This is a genomic window from Rhodococcus aetherivorans (genome assembly GCF_025722975.1).
Classification (GTDB): Bacteria; Actinomycetota; Actinomycetes; order Mycobacteriales; family Mycobacteriaceae; genus Rhodococcus; species Rhodococcus aetherivorans.
The window spans coordinates 4,750,866-4,770,236 of the sequence record NZ_CP106982.1 but is presented as its reverse complement, the minus strand read 5'-3'; the positions used below and the strand labels follow the sequence as shown (position 1 = coordinate 4,770,236).

16 protein-coding genes and 1 tRNA gene are annotated in these 19,371 nt (G+C 70.8%); 7 read left to right on the top strand and 10 right to left on the bottom strand.

Features of this window, described 5'->3' with window-relative positions; genetic code table 11:
* On the bottom strand, nucleotides 1-1,260 hold the full coding sequence (locus OCS65_RS21655; protein WP_006938907.1) for an MFS transporter: 1,260 nt from the start codon (nucleotides 1,258-1,260) through the stop codon (nucleotides 1-3).
* Between the two features lie 54 nt (nucleotides 1,261-1,314).
* Here OCS65_RS21655 and OCS65_RS21650 point away from each other — a divergent pair, with 54 nt between their 5' ends.
* Nucleotides 1,315-1,956 (top strand): class I SAM-dependent methyltransferase, encoded by a 642-nt coding sequence (locus OCS65_RS21650; RefSeq protein WP_029542122.1) that lies wholly within the window; start codon nucleotides 1,315-1,317, stop codon nucleotides 1,954-1,956.
* A 111-nt stretch (nucleotides 1,957-2,067) separates the two neighbouring features.
* Here the strand turns inward: OCS65_RS21650 and OCS65_RS21645 are convergent, their stop codons facing one another.
* The 6 genes from OCS65_RS21645 to OCS65_RS21620 form a co-directional block, all read right to left on the bottom strand.
* Nucleotides 2,068-4,626 carry a helix-turn-helix transcriptional regulator gene (locus OCS65_RS21645; RefSeq protein ID WP_065922875.1) on the bottom strand — a complete coding sequence of 853 codons (2,559 nt, stop codon included), beginning with the start codon at nucleotides 4,624-4,626 and terminating at the stop codon, nucleotides 2,068-2,070.
* A gap of 237 nt (nucleotides 4,627-4,863) precedes the next feature.
* Nucleotides 4,864-5,532 (bottom strand): hypothetical protein, encoded by a 669-nt coding sequence (locus tag OCS65_RS21640; RefSeq protein ID WP_006938898.1) that lies wholly within the window; start codon nucleotides 5,530-5,532, stop codon nucleotides 4,864-4,866.
* Between the two features lie 192 nt (nucleotides 5,533-5,724).
* Nucleotides 5,725-6,354, bottom strand: coding sequence for a DUF2461 domain-containing protein (locus tag OCS65_RS21635; RefSeq protein ID WP_006938897.1), 630 nt, complete (start codon nucleotides 6,352-6,354; stop codon nucleotides 5,725-5,727).
* Nucleotides 6,355-6,407: 53 nt separating this feature from the next.
* Complete coding sequence (locus OCS65_RS21630; protein ID WP_006938895.1) at nucleotides 6,408-7,388, bottom strand: ribose-phosphate diphosphokinase; 981 nt, start codon at nucleotides 7,386-7,388, stop codon at nucleotides 6,408-6,410.
* Entirely contained in the window at nucleotides 7,385-8,863 is a 1,479-nt protein-coding gene (gene glmU / locus OCS65_RS21625) for a bifunctional UDP-N-acetylglucosamine diphosphorylase/glucosamine-1-phosphate N-acetyltransferase GlmU (protein WP_065922874.1), read from the bottom strand. Before glmU ends, OCS65_RS21630 begins: the two co-directional genes overlap by 4 nt.
* A 71-nt stretch (nucleotides 8,864-8,934) precedes the next feature.
* Nucleotides 8,935-9,006 (bottom strand) — tRNA-Gln (locus OCS65_RS21620).
* Between the two features lie 234 nt (nucleotides 9,007-9,240).
* Here OCS65_RS21620 and OCS65_RS21615 point away from each other — a divergent pair.
* The 6 genes from OCS65_RS21615 (at nucleotide 9,241) to OCS65_RS21590 (ending at nucleotide 16,306) form a co-directional block, all read left to right on the top strand.
* On the top strand, nucleotides 9,241-9,834 hold the full coding sequence (locus OCS65_RS21615) for a TetR/AcrR family transcriptional regulator (protein WP_037201479.1): 594 nt from the start codon (nucleotides 9,241-9,243) through the stop codon (nucleotides 9,832-9,834).
* A 160-nt stretch (nucleotides 9,835-9,994) separates the two neighbouring features.
* A complete protein-coding gene (locus tag OCS65_RS21610) occupies nucleotides 9,995-10,630 on the top strand; it encodes a ScbR family autoregulator-binding transcription factor (protein WP_029542131.1) in 636 nt (211 codons plus the stop codon).
* A 44-nt stretch (nucleotides 10,631-10,674) separates the two neighbouring features.
* Nucleotides 10,675-11,007, top strand: coding sequence for a helix-turn-helix domain-containing protein (locus tag OCS65_RS21605; RefSeq protein ID WP_006938886.1), 333 nt, complete (start codon nucleotides 10,675-10,677; stop codon nucleotides 11,005-11,007).
* An 11-nt stretch (nucleotides 11,008-11,018) separates the two neighbouring features.
* Nucleotides 11,019-11,594, top strand: coding sequence for a PIN domain-containing protein (locus tag OCS65_RS21600; RefSeq protein WP_006938885.1), 576 nt, complete (start codon nucleotides 11,019-11,021; stop codon nucleotides 11,592-11,594).
* An 88-nt stretch (nucleotides 11,595-11,682) separates the two neighbouring features.
* Entirely contained in the window at nucleotides 11,683-15,315 is a 3,633-nt protein-coding gene (gene mfd, locus OCS65_RS21595; protein ID WP_050034785.1) for a transcription-repair coupling factor, read from the top strand.
* A gap of 100 nt (nucleotides 15,316-15,415) precedes the next feature.
* On the top strand, nucleotides 15,416-16,306 hold the full coding sequence (locus OCS65_RS21590) for a nucleoside triphosphate pyrophosphohydrolase (RefSeq protein WP_050034786.1): 891 nt from the start codon (nucleotides 15,416-15,418) through the stop codon (nucleotides 16,304-16,306).
* A 60-nt stretch (nucleotides 16,307-16,366) separates the two neighbouring features.
* Here the strand turns inward: OCS65_RS21590 and OCS65_RS21585 are convergent, their stop codons facing one another.
* From OCS65_RS21585 to OCS65_RS21575, 3 genes are all read right to left on the bottom strand, one after another.
* Nucleotides 16,367-17,266 (bottom strand): glycosyltransferase family 2 protein, encoded by a 900-nt coding sequence (locus tag OCS65_RS21585; RefSeq protein ID WP_231771892.1) that lies wholly within the window; start codon nucleotides 17,264-17,266, stop codon nucleotides 16,367-16,369.
* A 141-nt stretch (nucleotides 17,267-17,407) separates the two neighbouring features.
* Nucleotides 17,408-18,385 (bottom strand): hypothetical protein, encoded by a 978-nt coding sequence (locus tag OCS65_RS21580; protein WP_050034788.1) that lies wholly within the window; start codon nucleotides 18,383-18,385, stop codon nucleotides 17,408-17,410.
* A gap of 264 nt (nucleotides 18,386-18,649) precedes the next feature.
* Complete coding sequence (locus tag OCS65_RS21575; RefSeq protein WP_050034789.1) at nucleotides 18,650-19,312, bottom strand: hypothetical protein; 663 nt, start codon at nucleotides 19,310-19,312, stop codon at nucleotides 18,650-18,652.
* Between the last annotated feature and the right edge of the window lie 59 nt (nucleotides 19,313-19,371).

Sequence of the window (19,371 nt, the reverse complement as noted above, 5' to 3'; positions counted from 1 at the left end):
CTAGTGGACGGCGGACTGCGCGACGTGTGCGGACCGTCGCGCCAGGACCGGAAGGATCACCAGCGACACCGCCGCACCGGTCAGCGCCAGGGCGGGGAACCCGGCCGCCGCGACGACGAGCCCGGAACCCAGGCCGCCGCCCGCCCCGGCGAGTGCGACGAACAGGTCCGCGGTGCCCTGCGTGGCCGCGCGGGACTCGAGCGGCACCGCATCGGTGACGAGCGCGGTGCCGCTCACCAGGCCCAGGCTCCACCCGAAGCCGAGCAGGCCCAGCGCGAACGCGAGCGCCGCCACCGAGTGCGGCGGGGCCAGCGCCGCGGACACCCCGGAGGCCAGCAGGACGAGTCCCGCGGCGGCCGCGACCCGGTAGGGCCCGACCCGGTCCACGAGCATCCCCGCGATCGGTGAGGGCAGGAACATCGCCGCAACGTGGATCGCGATGACCACGCCCGTCGCGCCGACGTCGTGCCCGTGGTCGCGCATGTGGATCGGCGTCATCGTCATCACCGCAACCATCACGAGCTGCGTCACGATCATGACCACGACCCCGGCGGTCACCGCGGGCGTCCACGGCCGGCCCGGCGCCGGCGGGTCGCCGGCCGGCGCCGGATCCTCGCCGACGGTGCCGCTCAGGGTTTCCGCGGCGGCGCGGCTGCGGGCGAGCAGGAGCGGGTCCGGGCGCAGCAGCACCCACAGGACGACGGCGGCGAGACCGTAGGCGACGCCGGAGAGCACGAACGGCCCGGACAGCCGGGGAATGCCCCACGATTCGGCGGCGTCGCCCATCACGGTGGTCAGGTTCGGGCCCACCACCGCCCCGAGGGTCGTCGCCACCAGCACCGTGCTCACGGCGCGGCCGCGCCGCGCCGGGGCGGCCAGGTCGGCGCCCGCGTAGCGCGCCTGCAGGCTCGTCGCCGTGCCCGCGCCGTAGACGAACAGGGCCGCGAACAGCAGCACCGCGGTGTCGAGCGCCGCCGCGGCCACCACCCCCGCGCTGCCGATCGCGCCCGTGGTGTAGCCGAACGTCAGGCCCCCACGGCGCCCGGCGCGCTGCGAGATCCGCCCCACGGCGACGGCCGCGGCCGCCGACCCGATCGTGAACAGGGCGCTCGGCACCCCGGCGAGACTCGTGCTGCCCAGCATGTCCTGCGCGAGGAGCGCGCCGACGGTCACGCCGGCGGCCAGGCCCGCACCGCTGAGGATCTGCGCGGCCACCAGCACGGTCAGGACGCGGCGCTGTTCCGGGATCGGTTCGGTCACAGCCGGGAGGGTACGCCGGTAACGTCGGCGGTGACCCGGCGGTAAGGAGACACGGTGACCGATTCGGAGAAGGTCGAGAACGAGAACGCCCGCGTATCGCGGATCTTCGACGAGATGTCGAAGAACTACGACCGCGGCATGGGCCTGGTCGAGCGGCTGATCCTCGGGCCGGCCCGGCACTGGGCGGCCGCGCAGGCCCGCGGCCGCGTCGTCGAACTCGCCGTCGGCACCGGGCTCAACCTTCCCCTCTACGGGCCGGAGGTCGAGCACGTCGTCGGCATCGACATCTCACCGAGGATGCTCGAACTCGCCCGGGCGAAGGCCGCCGCCGATCCGCGCGTCGAACTGCGGGAGGGCGACGTCCAGGCCCTCGATCTGCCCGACGCGAGCGCCGACACCGTGCTCTCGACCTTCACGTTCTGCACCGTGCCCGACCCGGCCCGCGCCGCCGCCGAGGCGCACCGCGTGCTCGTCCCCGGCGGCCGCGTCGTCCTCGCCGAGCACGGGCCGTCGACGAACCGGGCGCTGCGCGCCCTGCAACGGGGCATCGAGCCGCTCAGCATCCGCTTCGGCGCCGACCACCTGCTCCGCGACCCCGTCCCCTATCTCACCGAGGCCGGCCTCGTGGTCGACGACGTGCACCGCACCGGGCGGATGGGCATCGTGTTCCGGGTGCTCGCCCACAAACCGGCGTGACCTCCTCCCGAGCCGAGCGAACGTGCCATCGCGTCGATCTGCGGAGATGAGCGATACATTCGCTCGGTTCGGGAGGGGACGTCGGCGCCGGAAAGGGCCGCGGAAGCGCGCCTAGAGCTCACCGGTCACCGGCAGCAGCCGCAGCTCCCGCGCCCGGGTGATGGCCTCGACCCGGGTGTGGACCTCGAGCTTGCGGTAGATGCTGCGCAGCTGCGTCTTGACCGTGTTCGGGGAGACGAACAGGAGCCGGGCGATCTCGCTCTGCGGTGATCCGTCGGCCAGCAACGCGAGCACCCGCCTCTCCCGCGGGGACAGCTCGACCCGCACGACCTCGTCCGGGAACACCGCCTCGACGGAACCGCCCGGCACCGCAATACCGCTGCGCTCGACGAGCTCTCGCCGATGCCGGTCCGGCACGGTCGTGAAGGCGCGCCGATTGCCGAGCGTCCGGGCGAGCGTGCAGGCGCGCTCCCAGCACACGATCGCGGACCGGGGATTGCCGAGATCGAGCTGCGCGGCGGCGTCCAGCAGCAACGCCTCGAGATGGGCCCGCGGGAATCCGCAGTCCGGCCACGACACCCGCGCGAGCTTCTTGGCGGCCCGGTCGGGACTCCCACCGAGCAGGTCCACCCGCGCGTCGGAGACGACGAGTATCGGATGGTGCCGGGGCTCCTGGTCCGCCACGGCGCGGGCCAGGTTGCCGTTGCCGAGAGCCAGGTGCAGGTCGATCTCCGTCGCGGTGAGCAGCGTCCGGGAGAATGCGCCGTCGCCGTGCCGGTGGGCGTGGCCGGCGACGGTGTGGTGCAACCACGTCAGACCCGCGTACGCCTCGAGGGTGAGCAGGGCGTGCTGGGCGTGGGCGTAGGCGACGAACCCCCACAGCTCCTCCCGATCGCTGGGCGCGCCGAGCAGCTCGATCATCGACTCGGCCGCGCCCACGTCGAGCGCGTCGAGATGGGTCAGGGCCGCGGCGACCCGGCCGCCGACCTTGACGAGTTCGCCGAAGAGCCCGTCGGACGGTTCCGTCGTCGCCTCCCGGTCGAGCCACCGGCGGGCGCGCGGGACGTCGCCGACCAGAGCCCAGTTGAGCGCCGAGCTGCCCGCGGCGTTCTGGACGATGTAGGGGGTGTCCGCGGCGACACCGCCGCGGTAGGCCAGTTCGAACTGCCGGTTGGATTCGGCCAGCTCCGCGACGAGCTGGAAGGTGATCGCCCACTGGACCCGCAGCAGCGGCAGCTGCGGGGTGATGTTGTCCGGCTGGTGCAGGAGCATGCTCTGTACCAGCGGCTCGAGCCGTCGCGTGCAGTCGGCGCCCTGGACGAAGTCCCCGGCGACACGCAGCGCGAGCGACTGCACCGTCGCCAGGTGCAGGACGTTCGCGGCGTCCGGCCCGGCGCCGAGCGTGTGCAGCTCGTCGGGTTCGCTCGGAAGCGACGCCCGCAGGATGGGGTGATCGGCGAGCATCTGCACGAACAGCGCCCGTCCGGCGAGCACCGCCGGGTAGTCCTCCAGGAAGTCCTCCGGGATCGTCCGCAACACGAGGATGAGCACCTCCAGGTGCTCGGAGACCATCTCGCCCCAGCTGCGCTCCACGATGCCCGCGGCCATCGTCCAGTTGCGAGCCTCGGCCGCGTACACCGCGGCCTGCGCCGGCCGGCCCGCATCCCGGTGCAGGCGCGCGAGAAAGGTCATCAGCTCGTCGACCCGTGCGGGCTCCTCCTGCCGGGCCTGTTCCAGTACCGCCGACCGCAGGGCCGACGGCCACGACCACGTCCGTGTCTCGTCCGCCTCGTCGACGACGAGCAGGCCTCGCGCCTCGAGACGGTCGAGCAGCGCGGCCGGCTCGGGCCGGCCGGTGAGCTCGGCGGCGAGTTCCGCGTCGAGATCGCGGGCGGCGACGACGCACATCGCGAACGCCCGTTCCTCGGCGGTGAGCGTGTCGAGCAGACCGGACGCGAACCCGGCGATGGCGACGGCCAGGTCGGGGGAGGGCCGGCCCTCCTCGTCGACCGGTGCGCCCCGGTGCAGCCGGGCGACGTTCAGGGCGCCCGAGATCAGCTGGGGCAGCCCGCCCAGGGCGCGGCACAGGTCGCCGTACTCGTCGATCCCGAGTTCCACCCCGGCGGCGCGGAAGAGTTCCGCCGTCTCCCGGGGCGTGAACCGGAGGTCGTGGGCGGAGACGAACGTGCAGTCGAGGCCCGCCGCGGCCACGGTGGCGGACGTGGTGCTGCCGCGAAGACAGACGGCGACGTCCACGGACGGGCAGCGATCCAGCAGCTGCCGGATCGCCGGCAGCAGGTCGTCGAGGGCGGTGCCGGGGAGCCCGTCGAGGACGAGCAGGGACGGCGTTCCGCCGAGGGTCGAGGCGAGCCGGTCGACCGGGTCGCCGGCCACGACATGGTCGCCCAGCACCGCGCACGCGTCGGACCAGATGCGGTCCGGTGTCCCGTCGTCCGTCGCCGCCGGCACCCACGCGACGTCGCGCCCGGGTACGCCGCCGCCGTGCAGCCACGTGGCGAGCAGCGTGCTCTTGCCGAACCCGTCCGGTGCGTGGACCACCGTCAGCGCAGACCCGCGGTCGAGCATCTCGAACAGGCGAGGACGGGGCAGCGCGGTGGCCAGCGCCCGCCACGTCGGTACCCCCGTACGGCCGGCGCCGGGGACACTCACGGCAACTCCTCTCGATCGGTCGGTCCACGCAAGCCTGCATGTGCGGTCTCCACCGATACCCCGGTGTCCCCGACAGACCCTTCGGCACGGGCAGACTACCTGGTCTCTTACGGATCGAGGGGAGGGATGTCCGGTATGCGTAGTCCCACCAGGTGATATATGCGACGAGGGGGAGGTTGTCGACTGCGGCACTCGAACGATGCCGCGACAACCTCCCCCTCGGGGCGAGAAAGTTCCCTATCGGGTGGCGCTGAGCCGGGCCTTCTCCAGGGCAGCCAGGGTGCGCAGGACGGTGGCCTTCTGCTTCTCGAGGTCACCGCGGCGGGCGCGGGCGGCGAGGCCGGACTGCTCGGCGACGAGGGCGAGCTGCGCGTCGATCGCGGAGAGCTGGTCGAGCAGCGCGAGGGCGCGGTTCTGGATCTCGTCGACGTCGACGGCGCCGGTGCGCACCGGCGCGGGGGCCGGCTCGGAGGCGGCGCGCTGCGACGGGCGCGACGAGGACGTGCGCGGCGTGGCGGTCCGGCGCGCCGGGGCGGTCTCGGCGACGACGGCGGCGGCGCGGGGGCGCAGGGCCTTGCGGACGAGGGCGGGGTCGGGCTGTTCGGCGAGCCGGATGTCGTTGAGGACGCGGCGTGAGTCGCGGGCGGCCTTGCGGTGCTCGTACTCCTCCTCGTCGTCCGACTGCAGGGTGCCGCCGATGGGACGCAGGCCGTACATGCCGACGAACTTGCGCGCCTCGTCGATGATCGACTCGTGCGTGCGGCAAGTGGCGCAACGGGGTTCGTTGCGGAACTCCTCGACGGAATCGGTGTCGCCGCACCAGACGCAGGCTCCCGGCCTCCACCGGCGGACGGTCTCGAGTTTCGCGTTTTCGGTGGGGGCCTCGAGGGTTTGAGCGTCGATCACGAGGAGCCACCTTAAGTCAAAGCCGGCCCGGTCGGTCGGGGGGGTCCTGCACGACCTGCGGCTGAGGGATGTCGGAGTGATGAAGATCATGTTAACCGTCGGCGTCCGGGCGGCAAAGCCTTGTGCCACACGACTTTCCATACCGATCGGTTTGCCGAGGGGGCTCGGAATCGACCGCGATGCGAACGCTTTTCAGGCGGCGGTGGCGGCGGTCAGCCACTCCACGAGCGGCCGGACGTCGCGCCAGGTGGTGCGCACCTCGTCGAGGGTGCGCGGCGTGTCGAGCCACTCGGGCGACGGGTGCTCCCGCGCGGCGGTGAGGGACTTGTGCCGCAGCAGGTCGAGACGGGGGTGGTCCTCCGCGACGCCGCGCGGACGGGTCTTCAGCCGTTCGCCACCGATCTCGTACCCGGCCCGGCGCAGCCGCCGCACGAGCGTCTCGAGCCGGGGGCCGTGGCGCGAATCGTCCACGGTGGCACGGTATGCGGAGACCTGTGCGGACGAGCCCGCGTAGAAGCCGCCGGCGATCCGCAGCCCGGCGGCGTCGATCTGCACGTAGAACCCGACGCCGGGCCCGGTTTGCACGAATCCGCCCTGATGAGTCTTGTACGGCGACTTGTCCGCGCTGAAGCGGACGTCGCGATGCGGACGAAACGCCTTGCCCGGGCCGAACTCCGGTTCGAGTTCCGCGAGCAGGGCAAGCATCGGGCCGCGCACGCAGTCGTCGTAGACGGCCTTGTGCGCGGCCCAGAACGGCTTGCTGTTGTCCGCCTCGAGGTCTTCGTAGAAGTCGAGGGCGGCAACGGGGAAGCCGGTGAACATGCCGGGTGTCCTTTCGGTCCGGTGACGGTCCGAAGGTACACCGCCTTCCGCGACTACGCGGAACCGTTGAACAGCGACGTCACCGAGCCGTTCTCGAACACCTCCTGGATGGTGCGCGCGAGCAGCGGCGCGATCGACAGGACGGTGAGCGTCGGGAACCGCTTCTCGTCGTCGATCGGCAGCGTGTTGGTGACGATGACCTCCTCGGCACCGCACGCGGCGAGGCGCTCGGAGGCGGGGTGCGAGAGCACGCCGTGGGTGGCGGCGATGACGACGTCGCCCGCGCCGGCCTCCTTCAGGATCTTCACGGCCCCGGCGATGGTGCCGCCGGTGTCGATCATGTCGTCGATGAGGATGCAGGTGCGGCCCTCGACCTCACCGACCACGCGGTTGGACTTGACCTGGTTCGGGACCAGCGGGTCGCGGGTCTTGTGGATGAACGCCAGCGGGGCGCCCCCGAGGGTGTCGGCCCACTTCTCGGCGACGCGGACGCGGCCGGAGTCGGGGGAGACCACGGCGATGTTCTCGACGCCGTACCTGTCGCGGATGTACTCGGCGAGCTGGCCCTGGGCGTGCATGTGGTCGACCGGTCCGTCGAAGAAGCCCTGGATCTGGTCGGTGTGCAGATCGACGGTGATGATGCGGTCCGCGCCGGCGGTCTTGAGCAGATCGGCGATCAGGCGGGCGGAGATGGGCTCACGGCCGCGGTGCTTCTTGTCCTGGCGGGCGTACGGGTAGAACGGCAGGACGGCGGTGATGCGCTTGGCCGAGCCTCGCTTGAGCGCATCGATCATGATGAGCTGTTCCATCACCCACTGGTTGAGCGGGAACGGGTGGCTCTGCAGCACGAACGCGTCGGAGCCGCGCACGGACTCCTCGAACCGCACGAAGATCTCGCCGTTGGCGAAGTCACGCGCGGTCTGCGGGGTGACCTGGACGTCGAGCTCCTTCGCCACCTGCTCGGCCAGCTCGGGGTGGGCCCGGCCGGAGAAGAGCATCAAGTTCTTCTGGTTGTCGATCCAATTGGAGGTCACTGGTCCTGGCCGTCCTTATGCCGTTCGATCTCTTGCTGCTGCCGTGCTGCAGACGCTGCCTCGGCCGCGGGGGTCCCGGGTCGGTTTCGCTGGACCCAGCCTTCAATATTGCGCTGTGGCGCACCCGACACCGCAAGCGCCCCCGGCGGAACGTTGCGGCGCAGGACCGTGCCGGCGCCGGTGTAAGCTCCGTCGCCGACCGTCACGGGGGCCACGAACATGGTGTCCGACCCGGTCCGGACGTGGGATCCGACGACCGTGCGCGACTTGTGCACGCCGTCGTAGTTGACGAACACGCTCGAGGCCCCGATGTTCGAGTACTCGCCGATGGTGGCGTCGCCGACGTAGGTCAGGTGCGGCACCTTCGAGTGCGCGCCGATCTCGGCGTTCTTGGTCTCCACGAACGTGCCGATCTTGCCGGACTCGCCGAGGTCGGTGCCCGGCCGCAGGTAGGCGAACGGCCCGACGGTCGCGCCCTCGCGGATCACGGAGTCCGACCCGTGGGTGCGCACGACCGACGCCCCGGCGCCGATCCGCACGTTCGTCAGCGTGGTGTCCGGGCCGATCACCGCGTCCTCGTCGATCACAGTCCGGCCGTGCAGCTGCACCCCGGGGTGCAGGGTCACGTCCCGGGCGAGGACGACGTCGACGTCCACCCACGTGCTGGACGGGTCGATCACGGTCACACCCGCCCGCATCCAGTGCTCGAGGGTGCGCCGGTTCAACTGCGCGGCGAGCGCCGCGAGCTGCACCCGGTCGTTCGCGCCCGCGACCTTCATCGGGTCGGCGAGCTGGGCGGCGAACACCGGCAGGCCGTCCTCCCGGGCGATCGTGACGACGTCCGTCAGGTACAGCTCGCCCTGCGCATTGTGGGCCCGCAGCCGGGTCAGCGCGCTGCGGAGGAACTTCGCGTCGAAGGCGTAGATGCCGGCGTTGACCTCGTTGATGGCAGCCTGCTCGGCGTCGGTGTCGGTCTCCTCGACGATCTCGCGGATCTCGCCGTGGCCGTTCCGGACGATGCGGCCGTACCCGGTGGGATCGTCGGCGAGGAACGTCAGGACGGTCACCGCCGACTGCGCCGGTTCGGCGAGGTGCTCGGCTTCGAGAGCCTCGAGGGTGTGGCCGTCGAGCAGCGGGACATCGGCGTTGGTGACGACGACCACGCCGGAGAAGTCGCCGGGCAGCGCGTCGAGCCCGCACTGCACCGCGTGCCCGGTACCGAGCTGCCGGTCCTGGACCGCGATCGACACCTTGCGGTCGAGCGTCTCGGCGATCTCGGCGGTCGCGGCGGAAACCCGCTCGCGCTCGTGCCCGACGACCACCACCAGGTGGCTCGGGTCCAGCTCTGCGGCCGCGTGCAGCGAATGGGCGAGCATCGTGCGACCCCCGAGTGTGTGCAGCACCTTCGGGGTCTTGGATCGCATTCGCGTACCCGCTCCGGCCGCCAGAACGACAACTGCGGTCTGCACTTGCATGAAGCTCCCTCGACGTTCGACATGCGCAGGTTCGGCACCGGCAGGGGAGCTCGCCGGCCCCGACTGCCCCGCTCCGCCGCCAGGACTCGAACCTGAACTATCTGAACCAAAATCAGAGGTGCTGCCGATTACACCACGGCGGACTGCCGCATTCCCGGCGCCGACGCCCCGGTCATGCGTCTGTGATCCTCGCATGCCGCCACACCCGGAGTCGAACGCGGGGCCGGGCGCGTCGCCGCCACGGATAGGCTGATCGCAACCCGCCGCGCGTCGTCCTCGGTGTTTTCCGGTGGCACAGGGTCCGGCCGGGTGCCGGAAAGGATGTACACGTGTCGAAACCGTCGCAGAACCACGCCGACCGCAGCCCCCGGGTCCGGATGACCGGGACCCAGCGCCGGGAACAGCTCATCGAGATCGGGCGGGCGATCTTCGCCGAGCGCGGCTACGAGGCGGCGTCGATCGAGGAGATCGCCCAGCGGGCCCAGGTCTCCAAGCCCGTGGTCTACGAGCACTTCGGCGGCAAGGAAGGCCTGTACGCCGTGGTCGTGGACCGGGAGATGTCGACCCTGATGTCGATGATCAGCGCGAGCCTGACGCAGAACCGCTCGCGCATCCGGGTCGAGCGGGTGGCGCTCGCCCTGCTCACCTACGTCGAGGAACGCACCGACGGCTTCCGCATCCTCGTGCGGGACTCCCCGGTCGCCGCGGAGGAGGGCACGTACTCGTCCCTGCTGAACGAGGCGGTGCGGCAGGTGGCGCACATCCTCGCCGGCGACTTCTCCCGCCGGGGCTTCGACCCGGACCTGGCCCCGCTGTATGCGCAGGCGCTGGTGGGCATGGTCGCGACGGCCGCCACGTGGTGGCTGGACGAGCGCAGCCCGTCGAAGGAGGTCGTGGCCGCCCACCTGGTGAACCTGTGCTGGAACGGCCTCACCCATCTGGAGGCGAATCCGCAGCTCGGGACCGACTGACCGGGCGATGCGAACTCCCGATCGCGCCCCTACCAGGTGGTATCGTTGCCCAGCCGACTCGACGAGCAATTGCGAGGTGATCGTGGTACCCAGCGGAGCGGCGATCGGCGCCGATCGTCCGGGTCGCCGGGTGGCGCCGAGCCCGCATCGAGGGGGATGAATGGCCCGGCAGGTTCGCGCCGAGGTGACGCGCGACTCCGTGTTGCGCGGCGCCGCGGAAGTGTTCATGAATCTCGGCTACGCCAACGCCAGCCTCAACGAGATCATCCAGCAGTCCGGTGTCACCAAGGGCGCGCTGTACTTCCACTTCGCCTCCAAGGAGGAGCTGGCCCGCGCGGTCATCGACGAGGGCTTCGCCCGGCTGGGTTCGGCCGGGCTGAGCGCGATCAGCGACCGGACCCCCGCCCTCGAGACCATGATCGAACTGTCGGTCCTCACGGTCGACGTGTCCCGCGCCGACCCGATCGTGCGCGCCATGTTCCGGCTGGTGATCGAGATCGGCGACTACCGCGGGTCCGGGGAAGGGGTCTTCGCGATCTGGCTCTCGACGGTGCAGGATCTCGCCAAGCGGGCCCTCGCGGAGGGCGACCTGAGCGAGGAGCTCGAACCGGACGCGGTGGGCCTGCTCGTGCTGCAGGCCCTGACCGGGGCTCGCGCGGTCGCGGCGGCACTGAATCGTCGGGACGAGCTCGTCGAGCACCTCGAGAACATGTGGCGCCTGTTGGTGCCCGCGCTCGTGCCCGCCGACAAGGTCGAGTACTTCCGGCAGTTCGTCTCGCGCCGGCTGCGGGTGTAGCCGGGCGATTGCGTTCGGTGCCTCCGCCTGACACGATCGCCGCCGTGACCCTGGGACCGTTCGACGCGGACGCGGCCGGTGCGGCACTCGCCCGCACCCTGGACGAGCTCGGCGCCGCCGCCGCCGTGACCATCACCCCGGTGCCGGCGATGCTCACCACCGCCCAGGCGGCGGACGTGCTCGGCGTCGGTCGCCGGCATGTGGGCCGCCTCGTCGACGACGGCACCCTGCCGTCCCGGTTCCGCGGCCTGCACCGCCGCATCCGCCGCGCCGACGTCCTCGCCTACGCCGAGCGGCGCGCCGAGACCCGGACCCGGGCCCTGGACACCGTCGCCGACCTGAGCCGCCGCGACGGCCTCTACGACGACGACTTCTAGGGGGAACGGTCGTGCCGATCCGAGCGGTACTCGACGCGCCGGCGCTGACGCCGCCACGCGTGCGCGACGTGCTGCTCGCCCTGGCCGAAGACACGCTGTTCCAGCCCTATTGGAGCGACGGCATCGTCGCCGAGGTGGAGCGGCGGCTGCCGTCGCACATGTCGCGCCCGGCGCGGGACTTCCTGTTCGCCGAACTCGAAACCGCCTTCCCCGAGGCCCGGGTGACCTGGCCGGCCACGGTGCTGCGGGAGGTGCCGTACATCAGCGATCCCCGCGACGCGCACCTGACCGCGGTGGCGCTGTTCGCGCAGGCCGACGTCGTCGTCACCACCGACGCCGGTCTCGCTCGCTCGCTCGAGCGGTCCGGGGTCGAGCCGCAGACGCCGGACGCGTTCGTCGCGTACGTGCTCGACGCCGAGCCGCAGCGTTGCCGGCGCGTGCTGCTGCGGATGGCGCGACGGCGGTGGCTCGGGCCCGGCGAGGAGACCCCCGACGCCGCCCTGCAGACCCGGCTGGCCGCGTGGGCCCGTCGCGATCTCGGCGACAACAGCGCCGATCTGCTGGCCGCGGACCCGGTCCGACCGTGACCGGACGCCCCCGGTGGTCCTGGCAGCCCGAACCGGACACCGCATAGACTCGGACGGTCCTCTTCTCGAACCCAGGAGCGCCCTTCCCGTGTCCGACGTGTCCGTCACCCCCCTGTCCGGATTGGCGCGGATCGCGCTGGCCGACGCTCAGCTCGAACGTGTGGCCGCCCTCGCCGGGACCGCCGAACAGGCCCTGGTGGCCCCGCCGTCGGCCCGGCCGTTCGTCGCCGCCGCGCTGGCCGCGAAGACGCCGCTGCTCGTGGTGACCGCGACCGGCCGCGAGGCGGACGACCTGACGGCCGAACTGCACGAGATGCTCGGCGACGTCGTCGCGCAGTTCCCGTCGTGGGAGACGCTGCCGCACGAGCGGCTCTCGCCCAGCGCCGACACCGTCGGCCGCCGGTTGCAGGTGCTGCGCCGGCTCGCCCACCCCGAGGACCGCGACTACGGCCCCGAGCTGCGGGTGATCGTCGCGACCGTGCGGTCGCTGGTGCAGCCGATGGCCCCGCGTCTGGGCGACATCGAGCCCGTCACCCTGCGGGTCGGCGCGGAGCACGACTTCGACGAGCTGATCGAGCGGCTCGTCGAGCTGGCCTACACCCGCGCCGACATGGTCGGCAAGCGCGGCGAGTTCGCGGTGCGCGGCGGCATCCTCGACGTCTTCCCGCCGACCGCGGACCATCCGGTGCGGGTCGAGTTCTGGGGCGACGAGGTCACCGAACTGCGCCCGTTCTCCGTCGCCGACCAGCGGTCCATCCCCGAACTCGAGGTGGGCACCCTCATCGCCCCGCCCTGCCGGGAGCTGCTGCTCACCGAGCAGGTCAAGGAGCGCGCGGCCCGGCTGGCGCAGGACAACCCGGCCGATGCGGCGCTGGTGGAGATGCTCGACAAGATGGCCTCCGGTATTCCGGTCGAGGGCATGGAGGCGCTGCTGCCGGTGCTGCAGACGGGCGAGCTGCAGCTGTTGACCGACGTCGTGCCGGCCGGCACGCACGTGCTGCTGTGCGATCCGGAGAAGGTGCGCACCCGCGCGGCGGATCTGATGCGCACCGGTCAGGAGTTTCTCGAGGCGTCGTGGACCGCGGCCTCGCTCGGTGGTGCCGCGCCGCTGGACACCGCCAACATGAAGGGCGTGGACCTGGCCGCGTCGGCGTACCGGCCGCTGACCCAGGTGCGGGAGACGGCGGAGGCGGCGGGCCGGCCGTGGTGGACGCTGAGCCCGCTGGCGTCGGGCGCCGACACCGAGGTCGTGCTCGACGTGCAGCCGGCGCCGGAGGTGCGCGGCTCGGACGAGCTGCTGACGATGCTCTTCGCGAACCTGCGCGCGCACGTCACCACCGGCGGGCGGGCCGCGATCGTCGTCGCGGGCGCCGGCACCGGGCAGCGGGTGCTCGAGCGCCTGCAGGAGAACGACGTGCCCGCCGCGCGTCTCGATCCGGGCGCCGAGCCGGTGCGCGGCACGGTCGGGGTGCTGTGCGGCGCGCTGCACGACGGCGTGGTCCTGCCGGGCGACGGCGCGGACGTGCCCGGCCTGGTGCTCGTCACCGAGTCCGACCTCACGGGCAACCGGGTGACCGCCGCCGAGGGGCGCCGCACGCCGGTCAAGCGTCGCAACCAGGTCGACCCGCTGGCGCTCACCGCCGGGGACATGGTGGTCCACGACCAGCACGGCATCGGCCGTTTCGTCGAGATGGTGGAACGGACCGTGGGCGGTGCCCGCCGCGAGTACCTGGTCATCGAGTACGCCCCGAGCAAACGCGGGCAGCCGGGTGACCGGCTGTTCGTGCCGATGGAGTCCCTCGATCAGCTCTCCCGCTACGTCGGCGGCGAGATGCCCGCCCTGAGCAAGCTCGGCGGCTCCGACTGGGCCAACACGAAACGCAAGGCGCGCAAGGCTGTTCGTGAGATCGCCGGGGAGCTGGTGCAGCTGTACGCGGCGCGCCAGGCTGCGCCCGGGCACGCGTTCGCCCCGGACACCCCGTGGCAGAAGGAGATGGAGGACGCGTTCGCGTTCACCGAGACCCAGGATCAGCTCACCGTCATCTCCGAGGTCAAGGCCGACATGGAGAAGGCGGTCCCGATGGACCGCGTCGTCATCGGCGACGTCGGCTACGGCAAGACCGAGATCGCGGTGCGCGCCGCGTTCAAGGCCGTGCAGGACGGCAAGCAGGTCGCGGTGCTGGTGCCCACCACGCTGCTGGCGCAACAGCACCTGCAGACCTTCACGGAGCGGATGGCGTCGTTCCCCGTCACCGTCAAGGGCCTGAGCCGCTTCACCGATCCCGCCGAGTCGAAGGAGACGATCGCTGCCCTCGCCGACGGCGCCGTCGACATCGTCGTCGGCACCCACCGGCTGCTGCAGACCGGCGTGCGCTGGAAGGACCTCGGCCTCGTGATCGTGGACGAGGAGCAGCGATTCGGCGTCGAGCACAAGGAGCACATCAAGGCGCTGCGCACGCACGTCGACGTGCTGACCATGTCCGCGACGCCGATTCCGCGCACCCTGGAGATGAGCATGGCCGGCATCCGCGAGATGTCGACGATCCTCACCCCGCCCGAGGAGCGGCACCCGGTGCTCACCTACGTGGGCGCCTACGCGGACAAGCAGGTCGCCGCCGCCATCCGTCGCGAGCTGCTGCGCGACGGGCAGGTGTTCTACGTGCACAACCGGGTCAGCTCGATCGACAAGGCCGCCAAGCGGATTCGTGACCTCGTCCCCGAGGCGCGGGTGGCGGTCGCGCACGGGCAGATGAACGAGGACACCCTCGAGAAGACCGTGCAGGGCTTCTGGGAACGTCAGTACGACGTCCTGGTGTGCACCACCATCGTCGAAACGGGCCTGGACATCTCCAACGCCAACACCCTCATCGTCGAACGCGCCGATTCGCTCGGCCTGTCGCAGCTGCATCAGCTGCGCGGGCGCGTCGGCCGGTCCCGCGAGCGGGGTTACGCGTACTTCCTGTATCCGCCGGAGAAGCCGCTGACCGAGACGGCGTACGACCGGCTCGCCACGATCTCCCAGAACTCCGACCTCGGTGCGGGCATGGCCGTGGCCATGAAGGACCTCGAGATCCGCGGCGCGGGAAACGTGCTGGGCGCGGAGCAGTCCGGTCACGTCGCCGGCGTCGGGTTCGATCTGTACGTGCGGCTCGTCGGCGAGGCGGTGGAGGCCTTCCGGGCCGCCGCGGACGGCCGGCCCGTCGCCACGGAGGAGGCCGCCAAGGAGGTGCGCGTGGACCTGCCGGTCGACGCCCACATCCCGCCGGACTACGTGACCTCCGACCGGCTGCGGCTCGAGGCCTACCGCAAGCTCGCCGCGGCGCACGACGACGACGCGATCGCCGCGGTGGTCGAGGAACTCGTCGACCGCTACGGCCCGCTGCCCGAGGAGGTCGGCCGGCTGGTGTCGGTGGCCAAGCTGCGCCTGCTGTGCCGCGAGTACGCCCTCGAGGAGGTCGCGGTCTCCGGTACCCAGCTGAAGATCTCGCCGATGCATCTGCCGGATTCGAAGCAGATGCGACTCAAGCGGCTCTACCCGGCGGCGCAGTACCGGGCCACGAGCGGCCTGGTGCAGCTGCCGTTGCCGCGGACCGGTGGGGTGGGCTCCGATCGGGTGCGCGACGTCGAGTTGCTGCAGTACATCGCGGACTTCCTGCTCGCCCTCGACGGTAAGGCGCAGGGTTCGGTGGACGTGCGCGTGCCGGCCGTCGCGAGCGTGTGACCGGGGCGAGCGCAGCGACGGGGAATGTGACCGGGGCGAGCGCAGCGACGGGGAATGTGACCGGGGCGAGCGCAGCGACGGGGAATGTGAGGCGACGGCCGTGACGGTGATTCTGCTCGACCCGTACCGGCCCGGATCGGTGCCGCTCGAGGCGGTGCCGCTGCTGACCGGGCCGCTCGCCTGCACCGACGACGTGCCGGCGGCGGTTCGGGAAACGCTCGGCGCGACAGCGGGATCCGACGCCGAGACGTTGGTGGCCGTCGACGCCGGGCACGAGGCGGTGCGTGAACGCGTGCGGCGGGGTGAGCGGGTGATCGCCGCCCCGCCCGCGCCGGGGGAGCGCCTGCTGCGTGCCGTGGAGGTGATGGACCGGCTGTGGGGATTCGGCGGCTGGGAGGTCACGCAGACGCACGATTCGTTGCGCCGCTACCTGCTCGAGGAGACCTACGAACTGCTCGACGCGATCGAGGAAGGTGACCCGCACGGCCTGCGCGAGGAACTGGGAGACCTGTTGCTCCAGGTGCTGTTCCACTCGCGGATCGCCCAGGAGTCCGGCACCGACCCGTTCACCGTCGACGATGTCGCCGACACGCTCGTCACCAAGCTCGCGTTGCGCAGCCCGCACCTGACCAACGGTCACACCGGCCCGATCGACGTGGCCGAGCAGGAGGCGGCGTGGGAGGTGGCGAAGGCGGCGGAGAAGGCCCGGCCCTCCTGCCTGGACGGCATCGCGATGGCGCAGCCGGCGCTGGCGTTGACCGAGAAGGTGCTGACCCGCAGCGCCAAGGCGGGATTTCCGTCGGATCTGGTACCGGAATCGCTCGGTTCGGTACGGATCTGCGGTGAGGGCAGCGCCGAGCAGACGCTGCGGACCGCTGTCGTGGCTTTCGCCGGCCGGATCCGCAGAGCCGAAGACGCCGCCGAAGCCGATCGCGGTAAGCGAAGACCATTGTCGAGCGACGACTGGCGCAGGTATTGGCCGCAGACGTGAGCGACGACGCCGGTCGGGGTCGCCCGACCCGGCAGGATGCGGCAGCCCGCCGCCCGCGGCCTAACCTGTCTGGCGACGTCCTGCATGTCGGCGGGTCGTGCGCGTGAGCTTGCGGCCGACTCGAATCAGCAAGTCCTGCTGGCGCCGTGCATACAATTGGGCCACTGCGCGCCGCGCCCTGCGCCGCTGCTCGGCGCTCAGGTCGTACTCGGCCAGCGATCGCACCATTTCCCTGCACTCCAGTGTGGTCGCGATGTACGCCTGCCACGACGGTACGTCGAGCTTGCGTGCCAGCATCGACGGTGTCGCATGCGTCAGGTGCCGTCGCGCCAGCACCTCCGGCACGTGCCCCCATGGCCCGGCAAGCGCCAGCTTGGCGGCGAACACCTCGTCTTCGCGCAGCATGTTCCGACGCTCGATCCGTACCGCGGGTTCGCGTCGGATCAAGCTGTACAGAGGGTCGACCAGTGGGATGGCCTCGTTCAGCATCCCCAGCATCGCGGTGAACCGCGTAACCGGGTCGTCGGAAGCGAGGGCCGTGCCGTGGTGCGGGCTGAGTCGTGTCAGGCCGTCCGGAGCGGTGTACTCGATTCGGTTCGTCACCAGGATCAGCCGGTCGTCGGCTGCGAACGCCTCCAGAGCCCTGGAGATGCAGCGCGGTGCAAGCCAGTCGTCATCGCCTACCCACCGAAAGAAGGTGCCGGTGGCCAGCCGGAGCGCGCTGATGTAGTTGTTGAGCAGGCCCACGTTCACGGGGTGCCGGTGGTAGACGACCCGGCTGTGTTGCTCCGCCAGGCTGCGGCACAGCTCCTCGGTCCCGTCGGTGGAGGCGTTATCGCAGATCACGAGTTCGATGTCGGTGTGGTCCTGGGCGAGCACCGATTGCACCACGACCTCGAGGCGATCCGCCCCGTCGCGAACGGGCAACCCGATGGAGACCAGCGTGTCGGTGTGGCCCATCGGGCACCCCCTCGTCGCTCGACTCGTGCATTACACCGTGCCTCCACGCCTCGGGCGGAATGCTCGGGCCGGGGCGACGACAGGCCTGGCGGCTTCTTCGATCAGGCCGGTACTCGGTGGACCGGACACCGAGTCCGGTTTTCAGATACGTTCGAGCCAGATTTCCCGCCAGAAAGGCACGAATTCGCGGGGGCAGTTGGCGTTGTACGCGCCGCTGCAGACGACGTCCGCCAGCACGATGCAGGGGTTCTTCATGGTCAGCAACTCGCCGGTCTTCTCGTCTATACATTTGGTGACCCGGGCCTGCACTCGTGCCGTGCGGCCGCAGTAGCGGGCCATCTCTTCCTCGAAGCCCATGCCCCGGTTCAACCGATCTTCGTTGAGCGTCAACATGATCTGATCCTTGGGCTTGATGCGTACCATCTCGCCCGGTTGGAGGTTCAGGTGGGCGGTCGGCGTCCTTCCGACCGCCTTGCCCGCGACGAAGCCCCAGGGCAGCCCGTCGCGGAACCACAGCTTGCGCGGTAGCCGCCGCCTGCTGGCGTCCTGCAGGCGATTGAACAGGCTTACGAGAAAGGCCTTGATCGAGTCGATGGGACCGGCGTTTCCGGTCTTCACGTCCGTCACATACTGGCCGAGATCGCGGAACGGCAGGCACGTCGGCGCGGCGCGCATCAGCTCGGTGGCCTGGCACGAATAGCGTGGTCGGCCGTCGGGTCCCGGTTCCTTGCGGGTGTTGACCTCGAGCAATGGAATCTCGATACGGCCGGAGACGGACGAAGTCGGCGTTCCGGGGCCGACGCGTTTGAGCCAGGCTTCCTTCCAGTACAGGGAACACGCTGTCTGGCAGCCCCCGTGCGCGGAGCCGTCACAGCGCGAATCGGTCAGGTGGACCGCATTGTCCATCCTGTGGATGCCGCTGCCCGAAATGGTGTCGCAGAGCTTGTGCGCAACCTTGTGCACGGTCAGCCGACGGCCGCAGAACCCGAGCATCTCCGGCATGAAGGGCAGGTTCTCGAGCTCGCCCCGTTCGTCCAGCGTCGCGAGGATCTCTTCGGCGCTTCGAACCTCGACCAGGTCGCCGACGCGCAGGCCCGGAATGGTCGCGGACTTCGTCATCGTGAGTGTTTCCTTCCCTCCCTGGGGGCTGCAGCGCGTCGGATGTCCGGGTGTACGCGGTGGACCACGATTGCAGCGATCCGGGACGTCCTCCGCGCTGCGCTACCGGGCGAACGGGCGATTCGTGTTCGGGATCGCCATCGGGGCCTGTTCCATTTCGATGCTACCTCCGGCCTTGCCGTCGAATCTTCGACTCGGACGGAGCGCTCTGTCGGAAAGCACCCCAGGATTTCGGGTCGAATCGGGTGTCGGGAGTGGCATCCGTCAGCCCACCGCGATGATCGATTTGGGGACACCCAGTATCCGTTCGCGCAGAATGGTCGCCGTGGGGAAGTAGTCGCGCATCTCTGTGATGCTCACCAGTTCGGTCCACAGAACCTCGTTGCGCGCCTCGTCGATGTTCGCCGGCCTCGTGTGGACCAAGGGCCAGTGTGCGGCAATGGCGACCCGGGCAGCGGCAGGCAGAAACTGCATTCCGGGAAAGAGCCAGTGCGGTTCGAGGGGGAAGTAACGATATGGCGTCTGAATCCAATAGTGCGGCGCGAGGCGCCGGACCTGTCGCGCCAGCTCCGCTCTGCGGGCATGTCCGCCCACGTGCTCGATGAGTGAATTCGAGAACACGATGTCGAAGCGGGAGTCGACGTCCGCCTGTGCAAGGACGCGGGTCGCATCGCACGCATCACCGAGGACGGGAACGATCCACCCGTCGTCGGACTCACCGGGCTCGAAGAGATTGAGTACCGTAACGTGCTCGGGCCTGACCGGGGCACGGCGCCATGCCTCTATCGTTCCGCCGAGATCCAGAACCCGCATGTTCTCGATCGCCGGGAATGCCTCACGAAACATCTGCCAACGCCGCATCCTCGTTCTGGCGCCCAGAGATGTCGGAGAATCCACGAGTATGCGTCGCAGTTGGGTGCCGGCCACAGATCCCCCTCCGGTGATCAGGCTCTCGACGTTCGCAAGACGCCTATGCTATCACCGCC

What these genes read in the sequence shown, in the direction of transcription:
- OCS65_RS21635 (WP_006938897.1), bottom strand. Translation starts at nt 6,354, where the DNA reads ATGTTCACCGGCTTCCCCGTTGCCGCCCTCGACTTCTACGAAGACCTC.
- OCS65_RS21585 (WP_231771892.1), bottom strand. Translation starts at nt 17,266, where the DNA reads ATGGGCCACACCGACACGCTGGTCTCCATCGGGTTGCCCGTTCGCGAC.
- OCS65_RS21580 (WP_050034788.1), bottom strand. Translation starts at nt 18,385, where the DNA reads ATGACGAAGTCCGCGACCATTCCGGGCCTGCGCGTCGGCGACCTGGTC.
- glmU (WP_065922874.1), bottom strand. Translation starts at nt 8,863, where the DNA reads ATGCAAGTGCAGACCGCAGTTGTCGTTCTGGCGGCCGGAGCGGGTACG.
- OCS65_RS21615 (WP_037201479.1), top strand. Translation starts at nt 9,241, where the DNA reads ATGACCGGGACCCAGCGCCGGGAACAGCTCATCGAGATCGGGCGGGCG.
- OCS65_RS21610 (WP_029542131.1), top strand. Translation starts at nt 9,995, where the DNA reads ATGGCCCGGCAGGTTCGCGCCGAGGTGACGCGCGACTCCGTGTTGCGC.